The organism is Bradyrhizobium sp. HKCCYLRH3061 (genome assembly GCF_051168015.1).
Classification (GTDB): domain Bacteria; phylum Pseudomonadota; class Alphaproteobacteria; order Rhizobiales; family Xanthobacteraceae; genus Bradyrhizobium.
The window spans coordinates 121,699-137,950 of the sequence record NZ_JBNPUE010000013.1 but is presented as its reverse complement, the minus strand read 5'-3'; the positions used below and the strand labels follow the sequence as shown (position 1 = coordinate 137,950).

Below are 16,252 nucleotides of genomic sequence, written 5' to 3'. Positions count from 1 at the left end.
GCCTGGCATACCTGCCGCGCTGCACGGTCTGCACTGCAACAACCGCAGATCGTTGTTTTGGCTGCTGACAAACCATGCGAGCAGAGCTAGCCTTTCCGCCAATCACAAAATCATCGGGAGGTCAGCATGTCAGACGGGATTGTCGAGACACGCGCGTCGGAGGTGTCGGGCGGTGAAACGCAGACGGTCGATGTCGCCGTCGTGGGGGCCGGATTTGCGGGGCTTTATCTGCTGCACCGCCTGCGCAAGGCGGGCTTCTCGACCGTGGCTCTGGATACGGCCAACGACGTCGGCGGCACCTGGTACTGGAACCGCTATCCCGGCGCGCGCTGCGACATCCAGACCGTCGACTACAGCTACACCTTCGATCCCGAGCTCGAAAAGGCCTGGCAGTGGTCGGAGAAATACGCCACCCAGCCGGAGATCCTGCGCTATCTCGGCTTCGTCGCCGATCGCTACGATCTGCGCCGCGACATCCGCTTCGGCACCCGCGTGCTCGGCGCCGCCTGGGATGAGGCCAGGGAGCGCTGGCTGCTGACGACCGACCACGGCCCTGCCGTGTCCTGTCGCCACTACATCATGGCGACCGGCTGCCTGTCGCAGCCGAAGCCGCCGGAGATCGACGGCGTGCACGACTTCAAGGGCGAGATCTACTTCACCAGCCGCTGGCCGCATGATGGCGTGGACCTCCGCGGCAAGCGCGTGGCCGTGATCGGCACCGGCTCGTCGGGCATCCAGTCGATCCCGATCATCGCCGAGCAGGCCGCGCAGCTCACGGTGTTCCAGCGCACGCCGAATTTCGCGCTGCCGGCGCATAACGGTCCGCTCCCGGCCGATCGCGCCGCGCAGCTCGCGGAGGATCGCAAGGGGCTGCGCGAGCAGGCACGCTGGTCGATGACCGGCGTGCCGATCCCGCCGGCCACCGAGTTCAGCTGGGCGCTGAGCGAGGCCGAGCGCCGCGAGCGCTTCGAGAAGATGTGGGCCTCCGGCGATCTCGTCGGCATGCTGACGCAGCTCTGGGCCGACCAGGGCGTCGATGCCGACGGCAACGCGCTGCTCGCCGATCTCATCCGCGAGAAGATCCGCGAGATCGTCAAGGATCCCGAGACGGCCGAGGCGCTCACGCCGCACGATCACCCGTTCGGCGCCAAGCGGCCGTGCCTGGACACGAACTACTACGCGACGTTCAACCGTCCGAACGTGACGCTGGTGAACCTGCGCAAGGAGCCGATCGCATCCATCACATCCAATGGCATCAAGACCGACAAGCGCAGCTTCGACATCGACGTCATCGTGTTCGCGACCGGCTTCGATGCCATGACCGGCGCGATCCGCGCGGTGCATCCGATCAAGGGCCGTGGCGGCAAGTCGCTCGACGACAGCTGGGCTGATGGCCCGGAGAGCTATCTTGGATTGACGGTCGCCGGCTTCCCCAACCTGTTCCTGATCACCGGTCCCGGTAGTCCATCGGTGCTGTCGAACATGGCGGTGTCGATCGAGCAGCACGTCGACTTCGTGGTCGATCGTCTCGCCGCGATGCGCGACGCCGGCTTCACCACCATCGAGCCGACCGAGACCGCGCAGGCCGGCTGGATGCGCCACATGGCGGACTGCTCGACGGTCACGCTGCACCGGCTCGCCAACACCTGGTACACAGGCGCCAACGTGCCGGGCAAGCCGCAGACGCTGATGCCATACACCGGCGGCGTCGGGCCCTATCGCGGCATCTGCAACGAGGTCGTCAGCCGCGGCATGCTCGGCTTCAAGCTCACGGGCCCGAACGGTGCGAGCCAGTGCAACGACGGCGAGATCGTGAAGCTGCAGCCGGATGTGCGGCTGGTGCTGAACATGCTCACCGAGATGAACCTGCCGCCGATCGAATCGATGGGCGCGCAAGGCGCACGCGACTTCGTCGCCGAATTCAACAAGGCCCGACCGCCGGGCCGCCCCGTGGGCGAGGTCAAGGACGGCACTCTGCAAGGCGCCGAGGGCCCTCTTGCCTACCGCCTCTACCGTCCGGCCACGCCCGGGCCGCATCCGATCGTCGTGTATTTCCATGGCGGCGGCTGGGTGATCGGCGACGAGCAGTCGGACGATCCGTTCTGCCGCGACATGTGCCGCCGCTCCAACATGATCTTCGTCAGCGTGAACTACCGCCACGCGCCCGAGCACCGCTTCCCGGCGGCGGCCGAGGACGGCTATGCAGCGGCGCGCTGGGTCGCCGAGCACGCCGCCGAGCTCGGCGGACGCGACGGACCGGTGCTGGTGGCCGGCTGGAGCGCCGGCGGCAACATCGCAGCCGTCACCTGCCAGCTCGCTCGGGATCGCGGCGGGCCTGCGATCGGCGGTCAGCTGCTGGTGTGCCCGGTCACCGACTGCAGCTTCGATCGGCCGTCCTACACCGACAATGCGGCCGGCTACTTCCTGACGCGGGGCCTGATGTACTGGTTCTGGGACATCTATTGCTCGCCGGCGGATCGCACCGATCCGCGCGCGTCGCCGTTGCGGGGCAAGCTGCAGGGCCTGCCGCCGGCCTACATCGTCACCTGCGAGTTCGATCCGCTGCGCGACGAGGGTGTCGCCTATGCGGAAGCGCTCGCCGCCGCCGGCGTGCCGGTCGGGCAGCTCAAGGCCCACGGCCACTTCCACTCGTCGTTCACGATGGTCGACGTCGTCATCACCGGCGTCGGCGGCCGCATGCAGATGGCAGAGGCGCTGCAGGCGTTCACGCAGTCTGCGGAGGAAGGCGAATCGCCCGAGATCAACGCCGCCGCGAGCTGACCAGCGGAGGCCGCCGCCGAGCCTTGTCGCAACGACCCGCAGCTTTGCGGGCCGTTGCCGTGACGCGCAGCTTGCGCCGGATCGTCCACGCCGTCACCGAGACAACGAGCCAGCCGGTCGTTGCGGTGACGAAGGCGGTCGCGACGCTCGTCCGACAACATCACGAGACCGTCATCGAGCGTGGACGCACTCAGCTCGCCGCTGCGATGGCCTCGTCATAGGCACGAACCGAAGCGGCCGCGGTCTGCCGTACATCACTCGCGCTCATGCCCGGCTTGTACAGGCTCGAGCCCAGTCCGAAGGCCCGCACGCCGACTGCAGCATAGGAGGCGAGATTGCTGTCCGACACGCCGCCGACGGCGCCGACCACGACGCCCTTCGGCAGGACGGCAAGCTGCGCGGCAATTCCCGACGGACCGAGCACTGAGGCAGGAAAAAATTTCAGGGCCGAGGCGCCGCAGCGCAGCGCGAGAAACGCTTCGCTCGGCGTGAACACGCCGGGCATGGTCACCATGTCATAGGCCTGCGCGGTCGCCAGCACTTCGACGTCGACGTTGGGGCTGACCATCAGACGCCCGCCGGCCTCCGCGACCCGCACGCAATCTGCGGCATTGACGACCGTCCCTGCACCGATCAGGCATTGCTTGCCGAACCGGGCGGCGAGACGCTCGATCGAGGCGAACGGTTCCGGCGAGTTGAGGGGAACCTCGATCAGCTCGAAACCGGCTTCGATCAGGACATCGACGACGGCCTCGGACTCGTCGGGTTTGATGCCGCGCAGGATCGCGACGAGCGACCGCTTGACGTGCGGCCAGGCAACGGACTTTGTCATGGTCGGAAACGCGCTCCCCAGATCTGCCGCGCGGCCTTGACCAGGCCGCGCCGGGACGCCTGCTCGGCATCACATTCGTTCACGTCGAAATCAGCAGCCGCCAGCGCCGCGCAGTAGAGACGGCCGAGCCGGCCCGCTCCGATCAACCGCAGCGGAAGCTCGGCGCCGAACCGCACCCGCGCGTCGGCGATCTCGCTGCCGATCAGAAGCCCGGAGAGCCTCGCAGCCCCGTCGGACCGCTGCTCGAAATTGAGGAGCTGGGCTGCGCGGAGCCGGAACAGCGCATTGGTCAGTGACGTCGGCGCGGCAAGCGCCGCCGCAAGGCTCTCGCGGAATGCCGCGTCGCGCGCGACGGCCGAGGCTTCCGGTTCGACGGCGTGCATCAAAATGCTATGCTGAGAGACGACAGCGAACAGCTCGCCAGTCATGTAGGTGGCAAAATCGATCACAGCGCCGGCATCGATCCGGATCCATTTGCTGTGCGTGCCCGGAATACAGACGATCCCGGTGAAGTCAGGCTCGGTGACGCCGAGCAGCTGGGTTTCCTCGCCGCGCATCACGTCCGGCTGATCTGCACGGGCCTGCGCCAGCCCCGGCAGAATCCTGACGTCGCCCTCGGTGTCGACGCCGATCGCGCCGGCGTGCAACGCCTCCAGCCGGGTCGGCGTGTGCAGATACGGCGCCTCGACCCAGCCTTGCCGGGCGCCGGCCATGCCGCAGATCAGCACCGGAACATCGGCCGGCGCGCCGAGTTGCGCCAGATGATCGCGCAGCACCGGCGCAAAGCCCGATGTCGCGCAATGCAGCATGCCCTCGCCACCACGGCTCTCCGCCTGCTCCGTGCCGTCTCCTGCCATCAGCCAGGCACGGAAACTGGAGGTGCCCCAGTCGACGGCGACAAAGGCCGGCGTTGCTAACGAATCGACGGCGGTCACGTCCTGCTCCCGAACAGTTCGACATCTGGCAATGACATGCCCGGCTGGCCGCGCAAACAACAAATTGCATTGTGCACGATTATGCACGTTGTTATTCTTGTTCATGCCTGATATGAGGAGGCATGTCAGACCTTCCACTGGCGCGTCGCGACCAGATCGCCGGCCGCCTCGCTACAGGGCACGCGGTCATCGCGGCCGCCCTGGCCCATGAATTCGGCGTCTCCGAGGATGCCATCCGGCGCGATCTTCGCGCGCTTGCCGCCGAAGGACGCTGCCGCCGGGTGTATGGCGGCGCCTTGCCGATCGCCGGCGGCATGACCCCGATGGCTGCCCGGATCGGCCAGGACCGCGACCGCAAGCTGGCGCTCGCCCGGACGGCCGCCCGCGGCATCGCGCGTGGCGAATTTCTTTTCCTCGATAGTGGCAGCACCAACCTCGCGCTCGCTGAGGTCCTGCCCGATGATTTCGATCTCACCGTCGCAACCAACGCCATCGACATTGCCGCAACCGTGCTGCATCGGCAGGACCTGCAACTGATCATGATCGGCGGCTCCGTTCACCCCGCAGTCGGCGGCTGTGTCGACGCCGACGCCCTCATGCAGATGCAGCGCTTGAACATCGACCGCTGCTTCATCGGCGCCTGCGCCGTGTCGGCGCAAGGCGGCATCAGCGCGATTGATCCGACCGACGCAGCGTTCAAGCGGACGCTGCTGTCGCTGAGCCGCGTCAGCGTCGCAATGGTCACCAACGAGAAGCTCGAGACCCGAGCGCCTCACCGTGTCGCCGGCGCCAAGACGATCAGCCAGCTCACCGTCGAGCATGATGCGCCGGCGGCTCGACTTGCCCTGCTCAAACGGGCGGGAGCGACCATCGTGACGGCCGCTCCGCCGGTGTGACAGCGCCTTTCAGAAAGTCAGGAATCTTCCAAATGAGTTCTGATCACAGCGCGGCGCGGCTCGCGACCCGCCTGGCCTTTTTCGTCGCCGGCTTCGGCATCGCCTGCTGGGCACCGCTGGTGCCGTTTGCCAAGCAGCGGCTCGGCGTCGACGATGCGACGCTCGGCCTGCTGCTGCTCTCGCTCGGCGTGGGCTCGGTCGCATCGATGCTGGCCGCCGGACTGCTGAGCGCCCGCTATGGCAGCAAGCCGGTCGTCGTCGTCAGCGGCATCGCTCTCGCGCTGTTCCTGCCGCTGCTGGCGATCGCCGCAACGCCAGCGACGCTTGCGCTCGCATTGTTCGCCTTCGGAGCGGCGCTGGGCTCGCTCGACGTCGCCGTGAACATCCAGGCGATCGACGTCGAGCGGCTGAGCGAGCGTCCGCTGATGTCGGGTTTCCATGCCCAGTTCAGCATCGGCGGCTTCGCGGGCTCCGGCGTCATGACCGCGCTGCTTGCGTTCGACGTCGCGCCGCTGCTCGGCACGCTGGCCTGCTGCGCACTCGCCTTGGCCGCGATGATCGTCGCTGCCCCACGACTGATGGCGAGCAAGCCCGCGCAAACGGGGCCTCTGCTCGTGCTTCCCCATGGCGCGGTGCTGCTGCTGGCGGCGCTCGCGGCGATCATGTTCCTGGTCGAAGGCGCGATGCTCGACTGGAGCGCGCTGCTGCTCGCCGGTTCCGGGCGCCTGCCGGCCGCACAGGCCGGACTGGGCTACATCATGTTCTCGATCGCAATGACCGCCGGACGCCTCGTCGGGGATGCCGTGGTTGCCCGGATCGGTGATCGCGCAACGCTGCTGGGGGGCAGCGTGATCGCGATCGCCGGCTTCGTCCTGCTGCTCACGGCTCCCTTGGTTGCTGCCGCCATGGCCGGCTTTGCGCTGATCGGCCTCGGCGCGTCGAACCTGGTCCCGGTGTTGTTCCGCCGGGCCGGGGCGCAGACCGCGATGCCGGTCGGGCTGGCCGTCGCTGCCGTCACCACCGCAGGCTACTCCGGCGTGCTGCTCGGACCGGCCGGCATCGGCTTCGTCGCCGCGGCCACGAGCCTCCCGGCCGCGTTCTGGATGTTGGCCGCGCTGCTTGTGATCGTGCTCGCGAGCGCGCCGTTGGCCGCGCGGACACCGCCCTAGGAGCGCTGTGCGCGGCTCAGGCTCCAGCATCTCATGGCTCGACCATTCGCCTGCACGAAACGGCGACGTCTGACCGCTGAGCCGCCAATCTCACGCCGAAGCCGAACCATCTTGCAGCAGGCTCTCACGCATTTCCTGATAGCGGGCGCCGGTCTGCGGCTTGACGAACAGCGCCGCGACGATCGGATGCCGCGCCCTCAGCTCGCTTTCGATCGCCACGACGGCCCGCTCGATGTCGTCGGCGCGCTGATCGTCCGCAAACTCGATGCTCAGCGCGACGACGACCTGCTGCGGCGACAGCTGCACCGTGAGCAGCCCGTTGGCCGACTTGACGCTTTGCCTCCTGCGCGCGATGTCGAGGATCGAACGCGCCAGCTCGGGATCCGCGGGCTCGCCGATCAGGAGGCTCTTGCTCTCCCGCGCGAGCACCATCGAGGTCACCGCAAGCAGCACGCCGATCAGGATGGACCCGATGCCGTCCCATGCCGGCTGATCGAAGGCGACGGCCGCGGCCATGGCAGCAGCAGCGATGACGATGCCGATCAGGGCCGCGGTGTCTTCGAACACGACCATGAAGGCCGGCGGGTCCTTGCTGCGCCTGAATGCCTCGAGGTAGGAGAGACCCGGGGCAGCCGCACGAAAGCGTCGCACCGCCACCCACCAGGACCCAGCCTCGAAGACGAATGAGAGCGCGAGCACGATGTAGTTCACCGTCGGGTCTTCGATCGGCAGCGGATGCATCAGATGCGCGACGCCTTCGTACAGCGAGACGCCGGCGCCGAGCGCGAACAAGAGCAGCGCAACGATGAAGCTCCAGAAGTAGAGCTCACGACCATGCCCGAGCGGATGCCGTCGGTCGGGCGGACGGCTCGCGCGATGAAAGCCGTAGAGCAGCAGGAGCTCGTTCGAGGTGTCGACGACGGAGTGGATCGCCTCGCTCATCATGGCCGAGCTGCCGGTCCAGATCGCCGCGGCGATCTTGGTGCAGGCCACGAGCAGATTGCCGGCAAGCGCCGCATAGACGGCCACCCTGGAATCCGCGTTTGCCGCCATGTCGCCTGCCCGCTCTCCGCACTCGTGCGCCGGGAAACGCGAGCCGCGGGCCATCAGTTCCCGCGGTTGCGGACGTCTCCGCGCCGGCGCAGGATCCCCCGACCCGCAACGGAGCAGAGTGGCGATGGGACCGGCAGATCAGGCAAGAGACGGACAGAGGCAGGCCGACGCACAAGACCGGGACGCACATTTCCTGCGCCACAGCTTCGCCATCGCGCGCCGTGCGACGTCCAACGGCAATCATCCGTTCGGAGCCGTGCTCATCGCGGCCGACGGCCGCGTTCTGATCGAGGCCGAGAACGGCTATATGCCGGCACATGACGCCACGGCGCATGCCGAGCGGCTGGCCGCGACCCAGGCCTGCATTTCGATTGCGCCCGAAATCAGAGCGGCTGCCACGCTGTATTCGTCGGCAGAGCCATGCGCGATGTGCGCGGGCGCGATCTACTGGGCGGGCATCGGACGCGTGGTCTATGGGCTGAGCGAACGGCGGCTGCGCGACCTCACCGGCAATCATCCGGAGAACCCGACCCTCGACCTGCCCTGCCGCGACGTGTTCGCGAGCGGCCAGCGTGCGACCGAAGTCGTCGGCCCCCTGCTGGAGGACGAAGCCGCGACGCTGCATGAGGGAGCCTGGGACAAATGAAGCAGGCGCCGCGACCGGAGGCGCGGCGCCTGCTTGCGTGGCTCGGTCGATATCAGAACTTCACGGTCACGCCTGAATACAGCGACGACTCGGTGCAGGCGCCCGTGGCGACGCGGGTGCCGCCGACGCCGGCGACGGAACAGCCGACCGCGTTGTTGTGGTCGAGGCCGAACTTGTTCTGCCAGTAGCGATAGGCCACCCAGACGTCGATCATGTGGCTCTGCTTCTCGCCCCACATCGCCTTCGACGCGTCGAAGGTCAGGCGGATCGGCTCGGAGTTGAACTCGACCTTCGTCGGATAGACGCCGTTCGCGACGCTCGCCGGGAGCGGCTCGGTATCGGTGCCCTTCTTGCCGTACCAGCCGGCGCGGCCCGAGATCGAGAAGAACTGCATGCTCTCGGGCAGGAAACCGAGATCCATGTAGTAGTTGGTCTCGACCGCCCAGGTCGGCTTGAACGAGGTATTGCCGTCAGTAATGCAGGGGTTCGACCAGCCGGCGCCGCACTGTGAGAACGAGTTGTGGTTGGCGAACTCCCAATACATCAGGGGAGCGACGTTGAAATAGCCCTTGTAGGGCAGGTTGAACGCGAACTGCAGGCCGGCCACCACGTCGCGCTTGGCGGCGCCGAAATAGCGGTTCTCCGTGTTGGCATCCATGCCCACCTCGAACGAGATGTTCTGCAGCGGGCCCATGGTGAAGGCCTTGGTGTTGAAGATCTGATTCCAGCCGAAGGTCGAGCGGAACAGGCCGTAGATCTCGGTCGCGCCGGCGCAGCTCGCCGGCGTGAACGCGAAGCCGGCGTTGGGCGAGACGATGCCGCCGGTCTGGGTGCACGGCCCGGCGGGATCGTTGTGGTCCGACTTGAACAGCGAGATCGTGAAGAAGTTGGTGCCGTAGCCCCAGACGTCGAAATGGGTGAACGAGTAGACCTGCTTGGCGGTCTTGGCGTTGAATGTGCCGTTGCCGTTCACGCTCCATGCACCAGGCTGGCTGGCATCGAAGATGTAGGAGTAGCTGACGCGATTGTCGACGACGAGGAAGAACGGCACCTCGGCCGGAGCCTTTTTCGCGACCGCCTTGGCGGGCAGATCAGCGGCCCCAGCGACACCGACTGACGTCAGTGCGACCGCGCCCAGCGCGACGGCCGCCGCAATTATTTGACGAAACGACATTCCGAACACCCCCAGTTGACAAGCGCAGATTCCCGACTTGCATGCACAGTTGCGCCGTTCCACCGGCCGGAGAAGCCTCAACTTTCTCCAGGACTTGCCCGCAGTTTGATCAAGGTTATGCCGTATTACGGCGTCGACGGTGGCGGTCGCGGGCGCGACCATGGGACGATTGGCCGCGGCCGCGACGCTCCCGGATCACGATCTTGCTGCTTCACATTGCTGAAGTTTTTCCGAAAAGCGTCGCCTGGCCTCTCGCACGATTTCGCGATCACCCGTGAGCGCAAGCGCGCCATTGGACGCGCATTGCATGACGCTGCTCATCCAACGTGCAGCCTGCTGCGACCGGATCGATTTCCCGGCCAGTGTCGCAGAAGTGCCACAGAACTTCATGGGGCGCTGCGCTCGACTCGATTGCGGCCTGCGATGCCTGCAACCGACGGCGCGCTGCATTCGCCGGTCTCCGCGGATGAACCGTTGGACAAGAGTTGGGCAAAGGATGGCGCTTTTCGCCTCTTACGCGCCGCGGCAAATTAGATCACAATTGAGGCAGCTTCATTCCCCCTGCCCCATGACGCAGCAAATGCCTGACCCAGCGCCGGTCGATCCGAAATCTACGCCTCCGCTCCTGCAGACGGTCGGATTGACCAAGCGCTATGGCGACTTCGTTGCCAACGACAAGATCGACATCGAGATCCGGCCACGCGAGATTCACGCCCTGCTCGGCGAGAACGGTGCGGGGAAATCGACCCTGGTGAAGACGATCTATGGACTGGTGCAGCCGAGCGCCGGCGAGTTGCGCTGGCAGGGTGAGCCGGTCCAGCTGTCCGGCCCGGCCGAAGCGCGATCCCTCGGCATCGGCATGGTGTTTCAGCATTTCTCTCTGTTCGACAACCTCACCGTGGCCGAGAACGTGGCGCTCGGGCTCGACGGCAAGGAGCCGTTCAAGGCCATGTCGGCGCGGCTCGCGGATGTCGCGCGCGATTATGGCCTGCCGCTGGATCCGAAGCGCGAGGTATGGCAATTGTCGGTCGGCGAGCGGCAGCGCATCGAGATCGTGCGCGCGCTGATGCAGAATCCGAAATTCCTGATCCTGGACGAGCCCACCGCCGTGCTGACGCCGCAGGAGGCCGACCAACTGTTCGTCGTCCTGGAGCGCCTGAAAGCGGAAGGCCGCGCTGTTCTCTACATCAGCCACAAGCTGGAAGAGGTGAAGCGGCTGTGCGACACCGCCACCATCCTTCGCGGCGGCAGGAAGGTCGCGACCTGCAATCCGAAGCTGGAGACGGCTGCCTCGCTGGCCCGCATGATGGTGGGCACCGAGATCAAGGAGGTGAAGCCGCCGGCCGAGCGGCACACCACCGTGCCGCGTCTGGTCGTCAATGATCTCACCCTCGCCCCGGGCGAGCTTCATGGCGTGGCTCTCAAGAACATTTCCTTCGAGCTGAAGGGCGGAGAGATCCTCGGCATCGCCGGTGTCGCCGGCAACGGCCAGGACGAGCTGTTCGCTGCGCTGTCCGGCGAACGCCTCGTCAAGGAGCCCGGCACGATCATCATCGACGGCCTCGCCTGCGGGAATCTCTCGATCACCCAACGGCGCAAGATGGGCGCGGCGTTCGTGCCGGAGGAGCGGCTGGGGCACGGCACCGCGCCGCGGATGCGGCTGTCCGAGAACGCGCTGCTGACCGGACACGCCGCGAGCGACATGGTCCGGCACGGCTTCATCAACGCGGCCGCGACGTTGCGGACGGTCGATCTGACGACCGAGACATTCGACGTCCGCAAGGCCAAGCGGGATCCGGAAGCGGCGAGCCTGTCCGGCGGCAACCTGCAGAAGTTCGTCGTCGGCCGCGAGATCCTGCGCACGCCGGCGGTGCTGGTCGTCAACCAGCCGACCTGGGGCGTCGACGCCGGCGCCGCCGCGATCATCCGCCAGGCGCTGATCGATCTCGCCAGCGCCGGCGCTGCCGTCCTCGTCACCAGCCAGGACCTCGACGAACTGATCGAGATCGCCGACCGCATCGCGGTGATGTTTCATGGACACTTGTCGGAGGCGCTGCCGCGCGCCGAGGCCACGCGGGAGAGGCTCGGCCTGTTGATGGGCGGCGCCAGTCTCGAGAAGGAGGCGGCGCATGCAGCTCGTGCTTGAGAAGCGCGCCGAGCGTTCGCGCACCATCGCGCTGGTTTCGCCGCTGATCGCGATCGGACTGACACTCGTCACGATGAGCGTGCTGTTCGCCGTGCTCGGCAAGAACCCGATCACCGCGCTCGGCGTCTACTTCGTCGCGCCGCTCACCGACGGCTATTCGCTGCAGGAGATCGCGGTGAAAGCGACGCCATTGGTGATGATCGCGATCGGTCTGTCGCTGTGCTACCTCGCCAACGCCTGGAACATCGGCGCCGAAGGCCAGTTCCTGATCGGCGCCGTTGCCGGCAGCTGGATCGCGGTCAAGACGCAAGGCACCGAGGCCGGACATTGGGTGCTGCCGGCGATGCTGGTCGCAGGCGCCGCAGCCGGCGCCCTCTACGCGCTGATCCCGGCGCTGTGCCGCGTCAAGTTCGGCGCCAGCGAGATCCTCACCAGCCTGATGCTGGTCTATGTCGCCGATCTCCTGCTCGACTATCTCGTCCGCGGCCCCTGGCGCGATCCCGCCGGCTTCAACTTCCCCACCACGGCGGAGTTCGACCCGGTCGCCACCGTGCCGGTGCTGATCGAGGGCGGACGCCTGCATCTCGGCAGCGTCATCGCGCTGCTCGTCGTTGCAGGCGCCTTCGTGCTGCTCGAGCGCACCATCAAGGGGTTCGAGATCCGCGTCGTCGGCGCGGCCCCCCGCGCGGCACGCTTCGGCGGCTTCAACGCCAACCAGCTCATCCTCCTGACATTCGCGGTGTCCGGCGCATTGGCCGGTCTCGCAGGGATCATCGAGGTGGCGGGCCCCATCGGACATCTGCAACCGGGCATCTCGCCGGGCTATGGCTTCACCGCGATCATCGTGGCCTTCCTGGGGCGGCTCAATCCAGTTGGAATATTCATTGCAGGGCTCTTCCTCGCATTGACGTTCATTGGCGGCGAGCAGGCCCAGATCACGATGAAGATTCCACTCGATGTGACCAAGGTGTTCCAGGGCATCCTGCTGTTCTACGTGCTCGCCTGCGATTCCCTCATCCTCTACCGTTTCAAGCTCGTCTTCGCCGCGCGGCAGGTGCAACGTGGTGCTGGTTGAAGCAATCATCCTGTCGGTGCTCGCCGCATCGACGCCGCTGCTGCTGGCGGCCACCGGTGAGCTGGTCACCGAGCGCTCGGGCGTGCTCAACCTCGGCGTCGAGGGCATGATGATCGTCGGCGCGGCCTGCGGCTTCGGCGGGGCCTGGCTGTCCGGCTCGATCGTCGTCGGCGCATTGTGCGGCATCGTCGCCGGCATGCTGATGTCGCTGATCTTCGCGTTCATGACCCTTGGCCTCGCCGTCAATCAGGTGGCCACGGGCCTCGCGCTGACCATCCTCGGCATCGGTCTCTCCGGCCTGATCGGCGCGCGCTTCGTCGGCGAGCGCATCGGCACCGCGCCGCACCTCTCCATTCCCGGCCTCAGCGACATTCCGCTGGTCGGCCGCATCCTGTTCGGCGAGGACGCGTTCGTCTATCTGTCGCTCGCGCTGATCATCGCCGTCTGGTGGTTCCTGTACCGCACCCGTGCCGGCCTGGTGCTGCGCGCCTGCGGCGACAACCATGTCTCCGCCCACGCGCTCGGCTATCCCGTGCTGCGCATCCGTTTGCTCGCGGTGCTGTTCGGCGGCGGCTGCGCCGGGCTCGCCGGCGCCTATCTGCCGCTGGCCTATACGCCTTTCTTCATTCCCGGCATGACCGCGGGACGCGGCTGGATCGCGCTGGCGCTGGTCGTGTTTGCATCCTGGCGACCGGGCCGCCTTGTCGTCGGCGCCTATCTGTTCGGCGCGGTGACGATCCTGCAGCTCCATGCGCAGGGTGCGGGCGTGGGCATCCCCTCGCAGTTCATGTCGGCGCTGCCCTATCTCGCCACGGTGATCGTGCTGGTGCTGCTGTCGCGCGCCCGCACCGGCGGCTCCACTGCGCCGGCGGCGCTGGGGACGGTGTTCGTGCCGGATCGCTGAAGCAATCATCCGGAGCGCCAGCGATGGGGCGCGGCGCTCTGGCTCACGAGGTTTCCCCCGATTATTTGGAGGCATGGACGATGATGAAAAGGCTTCTGGGGGCTGCCGCCGCGCTGGTGCTGGCGGGAAGCATCGCCGGCGTGGCGCACGCCGCCGACAAGCTGAAGGTCGGCTTCATCTATCTCGGACCGATCGGCGACCTCGGCTGGACCTATCAGCATGAGCTCGCGCGCCAGGCGCTGGTGAAGGAGCTCGGCGACAAGATCGAGACGACCTATCTGGAGAACGTACCGGAAGGCCCGGACGCCGAGCGCGCCATCGAGCAGTTGGTCCGCGCCGGCAACAAGCTGATCTTCACGACCTCGTTCGGCTACATGGATCCGACCCTGAAGGTCGCCAAGAAGTATCCCAACGTGCATTTCGAGCATGCCACGGGCTACAAGCGCGACAAGAACATGTCGACCTATTCGGCGCGCTGGTATCAGGGCCGCTACATCCAGGGCATCATCGCCGGCAAGATGTCGAAGGCAGGCGTGCTCGGCTATATCGGCTCGTTCCCGATCCCCGAGGTCATCTCCGGCATCAACGCCACCATCATCGGCGCGCAGACCGTGAACCCGAACATCAAGGTCAAGATCATCTGGGCCAACACCTGGTTCGACCCGGGTAAGGAAGCCGACGCCGCCAAGGCGCTGATCGACCAGGGCGCCGACATCATCATGCAGCACACCGACAGCCCGGCTGCCATGCAGATCGCGGCCGAGCGCGGCAAGCTCGCCTTCGGCCAGGACTCCGAGATGATCAAGTTCGGCCCCAAGGCGCAGCTCACCTCGATCCTCGACACCTGGGGCCCCTACTACATCGCGCGCGTCAAGGCCGAGCTCGACGGCACCTGGAAATCGGAGGACACCTGGGGCGGCCTCGATTCCAAGATGTTCGAGATGGCGCCCTATACCAACATGCCTGACGACGTGAAGAAGCTGGCCGAGGAGACGCAGGCCGCGATCACCGCCGGCAAGCTGCACCCGTTCAAGTGCCCCGTGCTCGGCCAGGATGGCAAGGAGATCGAGTGCAAGGGCGGCGACCATCTCGCCGATGGACAGATTCTCGGCATGAACTTCTACGTCAAGGGCGTCGACGACAAGGTGCCGGGCAAGTAGACGCAGTACACCGCTAGAACTCTCCCCCACAAGTCGGGGAGAGTTCTCGAGCGAATATTTTCCAACGCTGCGCGCTTCACCCTCCCCGCATGGCCCTGGCTGCCGCGCTGTGCCGATCGATCAGCCCGCCGACGTCCAGTCCCGGAATTGCGCCGTCGACCACGGTCCAACGGCCGCCGACCATGACGCGATCGGCGCGGTGCGCGCCGCATAGCACCAGCGCCGCGATCGGATCGCCTGCACCCGAGAAGCGCAGCTCGTCGAGCTTGAACAGCGCGAGGTCGGCGGCCTTGCCCAGCGCGATCTCGCCGAGCTCTGGCCGGCCGACGCAGGCGGCCGAGCCCTTGGTCGCCCAGCGCAGCGCATCCTTGTGGCTGATCCGGCCAACGCCATAGCGCGCCCGCTGCAGCAGGAATGCGGCACGAACCTCCTGCATCAGGTTGGAGCCGTCGTTCGACGCCGAGCCGTCGACGCCGAGGCCGATCCCGACGCCCGCCTCCTCCATCTCGCACACCGGACAGCAGCCGGAGGCAAGCAACTGGTTCGAGCAGGCGCAATGGCTGATCGTGGTCCTGGCCTTGCCGAGCCGCTTCATCTCCTCGGCATTGAAGAAGATGCCGTGCGCCAGCCAGGTGCGCGGGCCGAGCCAGCCGTTCTTCTCGAGATAGTCCAGCGGACGGCAGCCGAACATCTGCTCGCAGAAGCGGTTCTCATCCTCCGTCTCGGCGAGATGCGTGTGCAGCCGCACGTCGAGCTTATCGGCAAGCGCAGCGGTCTTCTGCATCAGCGATCCCGTCACCGAGAACGGCGAGCACGGCGCCAGCGCGATCTGCACCATCGCATCGGGTCCGCGCTCGTGATAGGTCGTGACCACGCGCGCGCTGTCGGCGAGGATCGTGTCCTCGTCCTGCACCACGCTGTCCGGTGGCAGTCCGCCGTCGCGCTCCGACAGGTTCATCGAGCCGCGGGTCAGCAGCACACGGATGCCGAGCCGCTTCGCCACCGCGACCTCGATGCCGACGGCATCTTCGAGCCCGGCGGGGAAAACGTAGTGATGATCGGTCGTGGTCGTGCAGCCCGACAGCATCAGTTCGGCCATCGCGACCGTGACCGCCGCATCCAACGCCTCCGGCGTCAGCTTCGCCCAGATCGGATAGAGCGCCTTGAGCCAGGGGAACAGCTCGCGGTCCATCGCAGCCGGCAGCGCGCGCGTCAGCGTCTGGTAGAAGTGATGGTGCGTGTTGATCAGACCAGGGATGACGACATGCGCGCTCGCATCATAGGCCACCGCGCCCGCAGTCGCCGGCTCGGCACCGGCAGGCACCAGCTCGACGATGCGACCGTCCTTGACGACGACACCGCGCGTGGCGCCCTCGGCGAGAATGGCGAGCGGGTCCTTGATCCAGATCGGCGTCGTGCTCATGGCTGCCTCGTCTCGGTGATTGGGCGCTTGCATGTGCCGGTAGCTTGCAAGCGGAAGG

Annotated in this window: 13 protein-coding genes; 8 read left to right on the top strand and 5 right to left on the bottom strand. The window is 66.8% G+C overall.

Annotated elements, in window-relative coordinates:
* Nucleotides 1-126 precede the first annotated feature (126 nt).
* Nucleotides 127-2,781 (top strand): alpha/beta hydrolase fold domain-containing protein, encoded by a 2,655-nt coding sequence (locus ACQR2C_RS21365; RefSeq protein ID WP_434882044.1) that lies wholly within the window; start codon nucleotides 127-129, stop codon nucleotides 2,779-2,781.
* A 190-nt stretch (nucleotides 2,782-2,971) separates the two neighbouring features.
* Here ACQR2C_RS21365 and ACQR2C_RS21360 read toward each other — a convergent pair whose 3' ends face one another.
* Both ACQR2C_RS21360 and ACQR2C_RS21355 read right to left on the bottom strand, forming a co-directional pair.
* A complete protein-coding gene (locus ACQR2C_RS21360) occupies nucleotides 2,972-3,613 on the bottom strand; it encodes a 2-dehydro-3-deoxy-6-phosphogalactonate aldolase (protein WP_434882043.1) in 642 nt (213 codons plus the stop codon).
* Nucleotides 3,610-4,548 (bottom strand): 2-dehydro-3-deoxygalactonokinase, encoded by a 939-nt coding sequence (locus ACQR2C_RS21355; protein ID WP_434882042.1) that lies wholly within the window; start codon nucleotides 4,546-4,548, stop codon nucleotides 3,610-3,612. Before ACQR2C_RS21355 ends, ACQR2C_RS21360 begins: the two co-directional genes overlap by 4 nt.
* 122 nt (nucleotides 4,549-4,670) lie before the next feature.
* On the opposite strand from ACQR2C_RS21355, the gene ACQR2C_RS21350 reads away from it, so the two are divergent.
* Together ACQR2C_RS21350 and ACQR2C_RS21345 are read left to right on the top strand one after the other, a co-directional pair.
* On the top strand, nucleotides 4,671-5,444 hold the full coding sequence (locus tag ACQR2C_RS21350) for a DeoR/GlpR family DNA-binding transcription regulator (protein ID WP_434882041.1): 774 nt from the start codon (nucleotides 4,671-4,673) through the stop codon (nucleotides 5,442-5,444).
* A gap of 32 nt (nucleotides 5,445-5,476) precedes the next feature.
* A complete protein-coding gene (locus ACQR2C_RS21345; RefSeq protein WP_434882040.1) occupies nucleotides 5,477-6,613 on the top strand; it encodes an MFS transporter in 1,137 nt (378 codons plus the stop codon).
* A gap of 90 nt (nucleotides 6,614-6,703) precedes the next feature.
* Here the strand turns inward: ACQR2C_RS21345 and ACQR2C_RS21340 are convergent, their stop codons facing one another.
* The gene (locus tag ACQR2C_RS21340; protein WP_315804408.1) at nucleotides 6,704-7,666 is read right to left on the bottom strand and encodes a cation diffusion facilitator family transporter; all 963 of its coding nucleotides are present in this window, start codon (nucleotides 7,664-7,666) and stop codon (nucleotides 6,704-6,706) included.
* Nucleotides 7,667-7,790: 124 nt separating this feature from the next.
* On the opposite strand from ACQR2C_RS21340, the gene ACQR2C_RS21335 reads away from it, so the two are divergent.
* Complete coding sequence (locus ACQR2C_RS21335) at nucleotides 7,791-8,312, top strand: nucleoside deaminase (RefSeq protein WP_316238396.1); 522 nt, start codon at nucleotides 7,791-7,793, stop codon at nucleotides 8,310-8,312.
* A gap of 52 nt (nucleotides 8,313-8,364) precedes the next feature.
* On the opposite strand, the gene ACQR2C_RS21330 is transcribed toward ACQR2C_RS21335, so the two are convergent.
* Nucleotides 8,365-9,486, bottom strand: a complete 1,122-nt coding sequence (locus tag ACQR2C_RS21330) for a hypothetical protein (protein ID WP_316177893.1) — start codon at nucleotides 9,484-9,486, stop codon at nucleotides 8,365-8,367.
* 580 nt (nucleotides 9,487-10,066) lie between these two features.
* On the opposite strand from ACQR2C_RS21330, the gene ACQR2C_RS21325 reads away from it, so the two are divergent.
* The 4 genes from ACQR2C_RS21325 to ACQR2C_RS21310 all read left to right on the top strand — a co-directional run bounded on the left by ACQR2C_RS21325 (nucleotide 10,067) and on the right by ACQR2C_RS21310 (nucleotide 14,771).
* On the top strand, nucleotides 10,067-11,632 hold the full coding sequence (locus ACQR2C_RS21325) for an ABC transporter ATP-binding protein (protein ID WP_316177892.1): 1,566 nt from the start codon (nucleotides 10,067-10,069) through the stop codon (nucleotides 11,630-11,632).
* The gene (locus tag ACQR2C_RS21320; RefSeq protein ID WP_434882039.1) at nucleotides 11,616-12,707 is read left to right on the top strand and encodes an ABC transporter permease; all 1,092 of its coding nucleotides are present in this window, start codon (nucleotides 11,616-11,618) and stop codon (nucleotides 12,705-12,707) included. The genes ACQR2C_RS21325 and ACQR2C_RS21320 overlap by 17 nt, the downstream gene beginning before the upstream one ends.
* A complete protein-coding gene (locus ACQR2C_RS21315) occupies nucleotides 12,694-13,611 on the top strand; it encodes an ABC transporter permease (protein ID WP_316177890.1) in 918 nt (305 codons plus the stop codon). The genes ACQR2C_RS21320 and ACQR2C_RS21315 overlap by 14 nt, the downstream gene beginning before the upstream one ends.
* Before the next feature lie 80 nt (nucleotides 13,612-13,691).
* On the top strand, nucleotides 13,692-14,771 hold the full coding sequence (locus ACQR2C_RS21310; protein ID WP_315717790.1) for a BMP family ABC transporter substrate-binding protein: 1,080 nt from the start codon (nucleotides 13,692-13,694) through the stop codon (nucleotides 14,769-14,771).
* A gap of 76 nt (nucleotides 14,772-14,847) precedes the next feature.
* Here ACQR2C_RS21310 and ACQR2C_RS21305 read toward each other — a convergent pair whose 3' ends face one another.
* Entirely contained in the window at nucleotides 14,848-16,194 is a 1,347-nt protein-coding gene (locus ACQR2C_RS21305) for an 8-oxoguanine deaminase (protein ID WP_315804402.1), read from the bottom strand.
* Nucleotides 16,195-16,252: the final 58 nt, after the last annotated feature.

Bases quoted from the DNA above. Each gene is read 5' to 3' on its own strand.
- ACQR2C_RS21310 (WP_315717790.1), top strand. From the start codon at position 13,692: ATGATGAAAAGGCTTCTGGGGGCTGCCGCCGCGCTGGTGCTGGCGGGA.
- ACQR2C_RS21350 (WP_434882041.1), top strand. From the start codon at position 4,671: ATGTCAGACCTTCCACTGGCGCGTCGCGACCAGATCGCCGGCCGCCTC.
- ACQR2C_RS21365 (WP_434882044.1), top strand. From the start codon at position 127: ATGTCAGACGGGATTGTCGAGACACGCGCGTCGGAGGTGTCGGGCGGT.
- ACQR2C_RS21335 (WP_316238396.1), top strand. From the start codon at position 7,791: ATGGGACCGGCAGATCAGGCAAGAGACGGACAGAGGCAGGCCGACGCA.
- ACQR2C_RS21340 (WP_315804408.1), bottom strand. From the start codon at position 7,666: ATGGCGGCAAACGCGGATTCCAGGGTGGCCGTCTATGCGGCGCTTGCC.
- ACQR2C_RS21325 (WP_316177892.1), top strand. From the start codon at position 10,067: ATGCCTGACCCAGCGCCGGTCGATCCGAAATCTACGCCTCCGCTCCTG.
- ACQR2C_RS21360 (WP_434882043.1), bottom strand. From the start codon at position 3,613: ATGACAAAGTCCGTTGCCTGGCCGCACGTCAAGCGGTCGCTCGTCGCG.
- ACQR2C_RS21330 (WP_316177893.1), bottom strand. From the start codon at position 9,486: ATGTCGTTTCGTCAAATAATTGCGGCGGCCGTCGCGCTGGGCGCGGTC.
- ACQR2C_RS21345 (WP_434882040.1), top strand. From the start codon at position 5,477: ATGAGTTCTGATCACAGCGCGGCGCGGCTCGCGACCCGCCTGGCCTTT.
- ACQR2C_RS21320 (WP_434882039.1), top strand. From the start codon at position 11,616: ATGCAGCTCGTGCTTGAGAAGCGCGCCGAGCGTTCGCGCACCATCGCG.
- ACQR2C_RS21305 (WP_315804402.1), bottom strand. From the start codon at position 16,194: ATGAGCACGACGCCGATCTGGATCAAGGACCCGCTCGCCATTCTCGCC.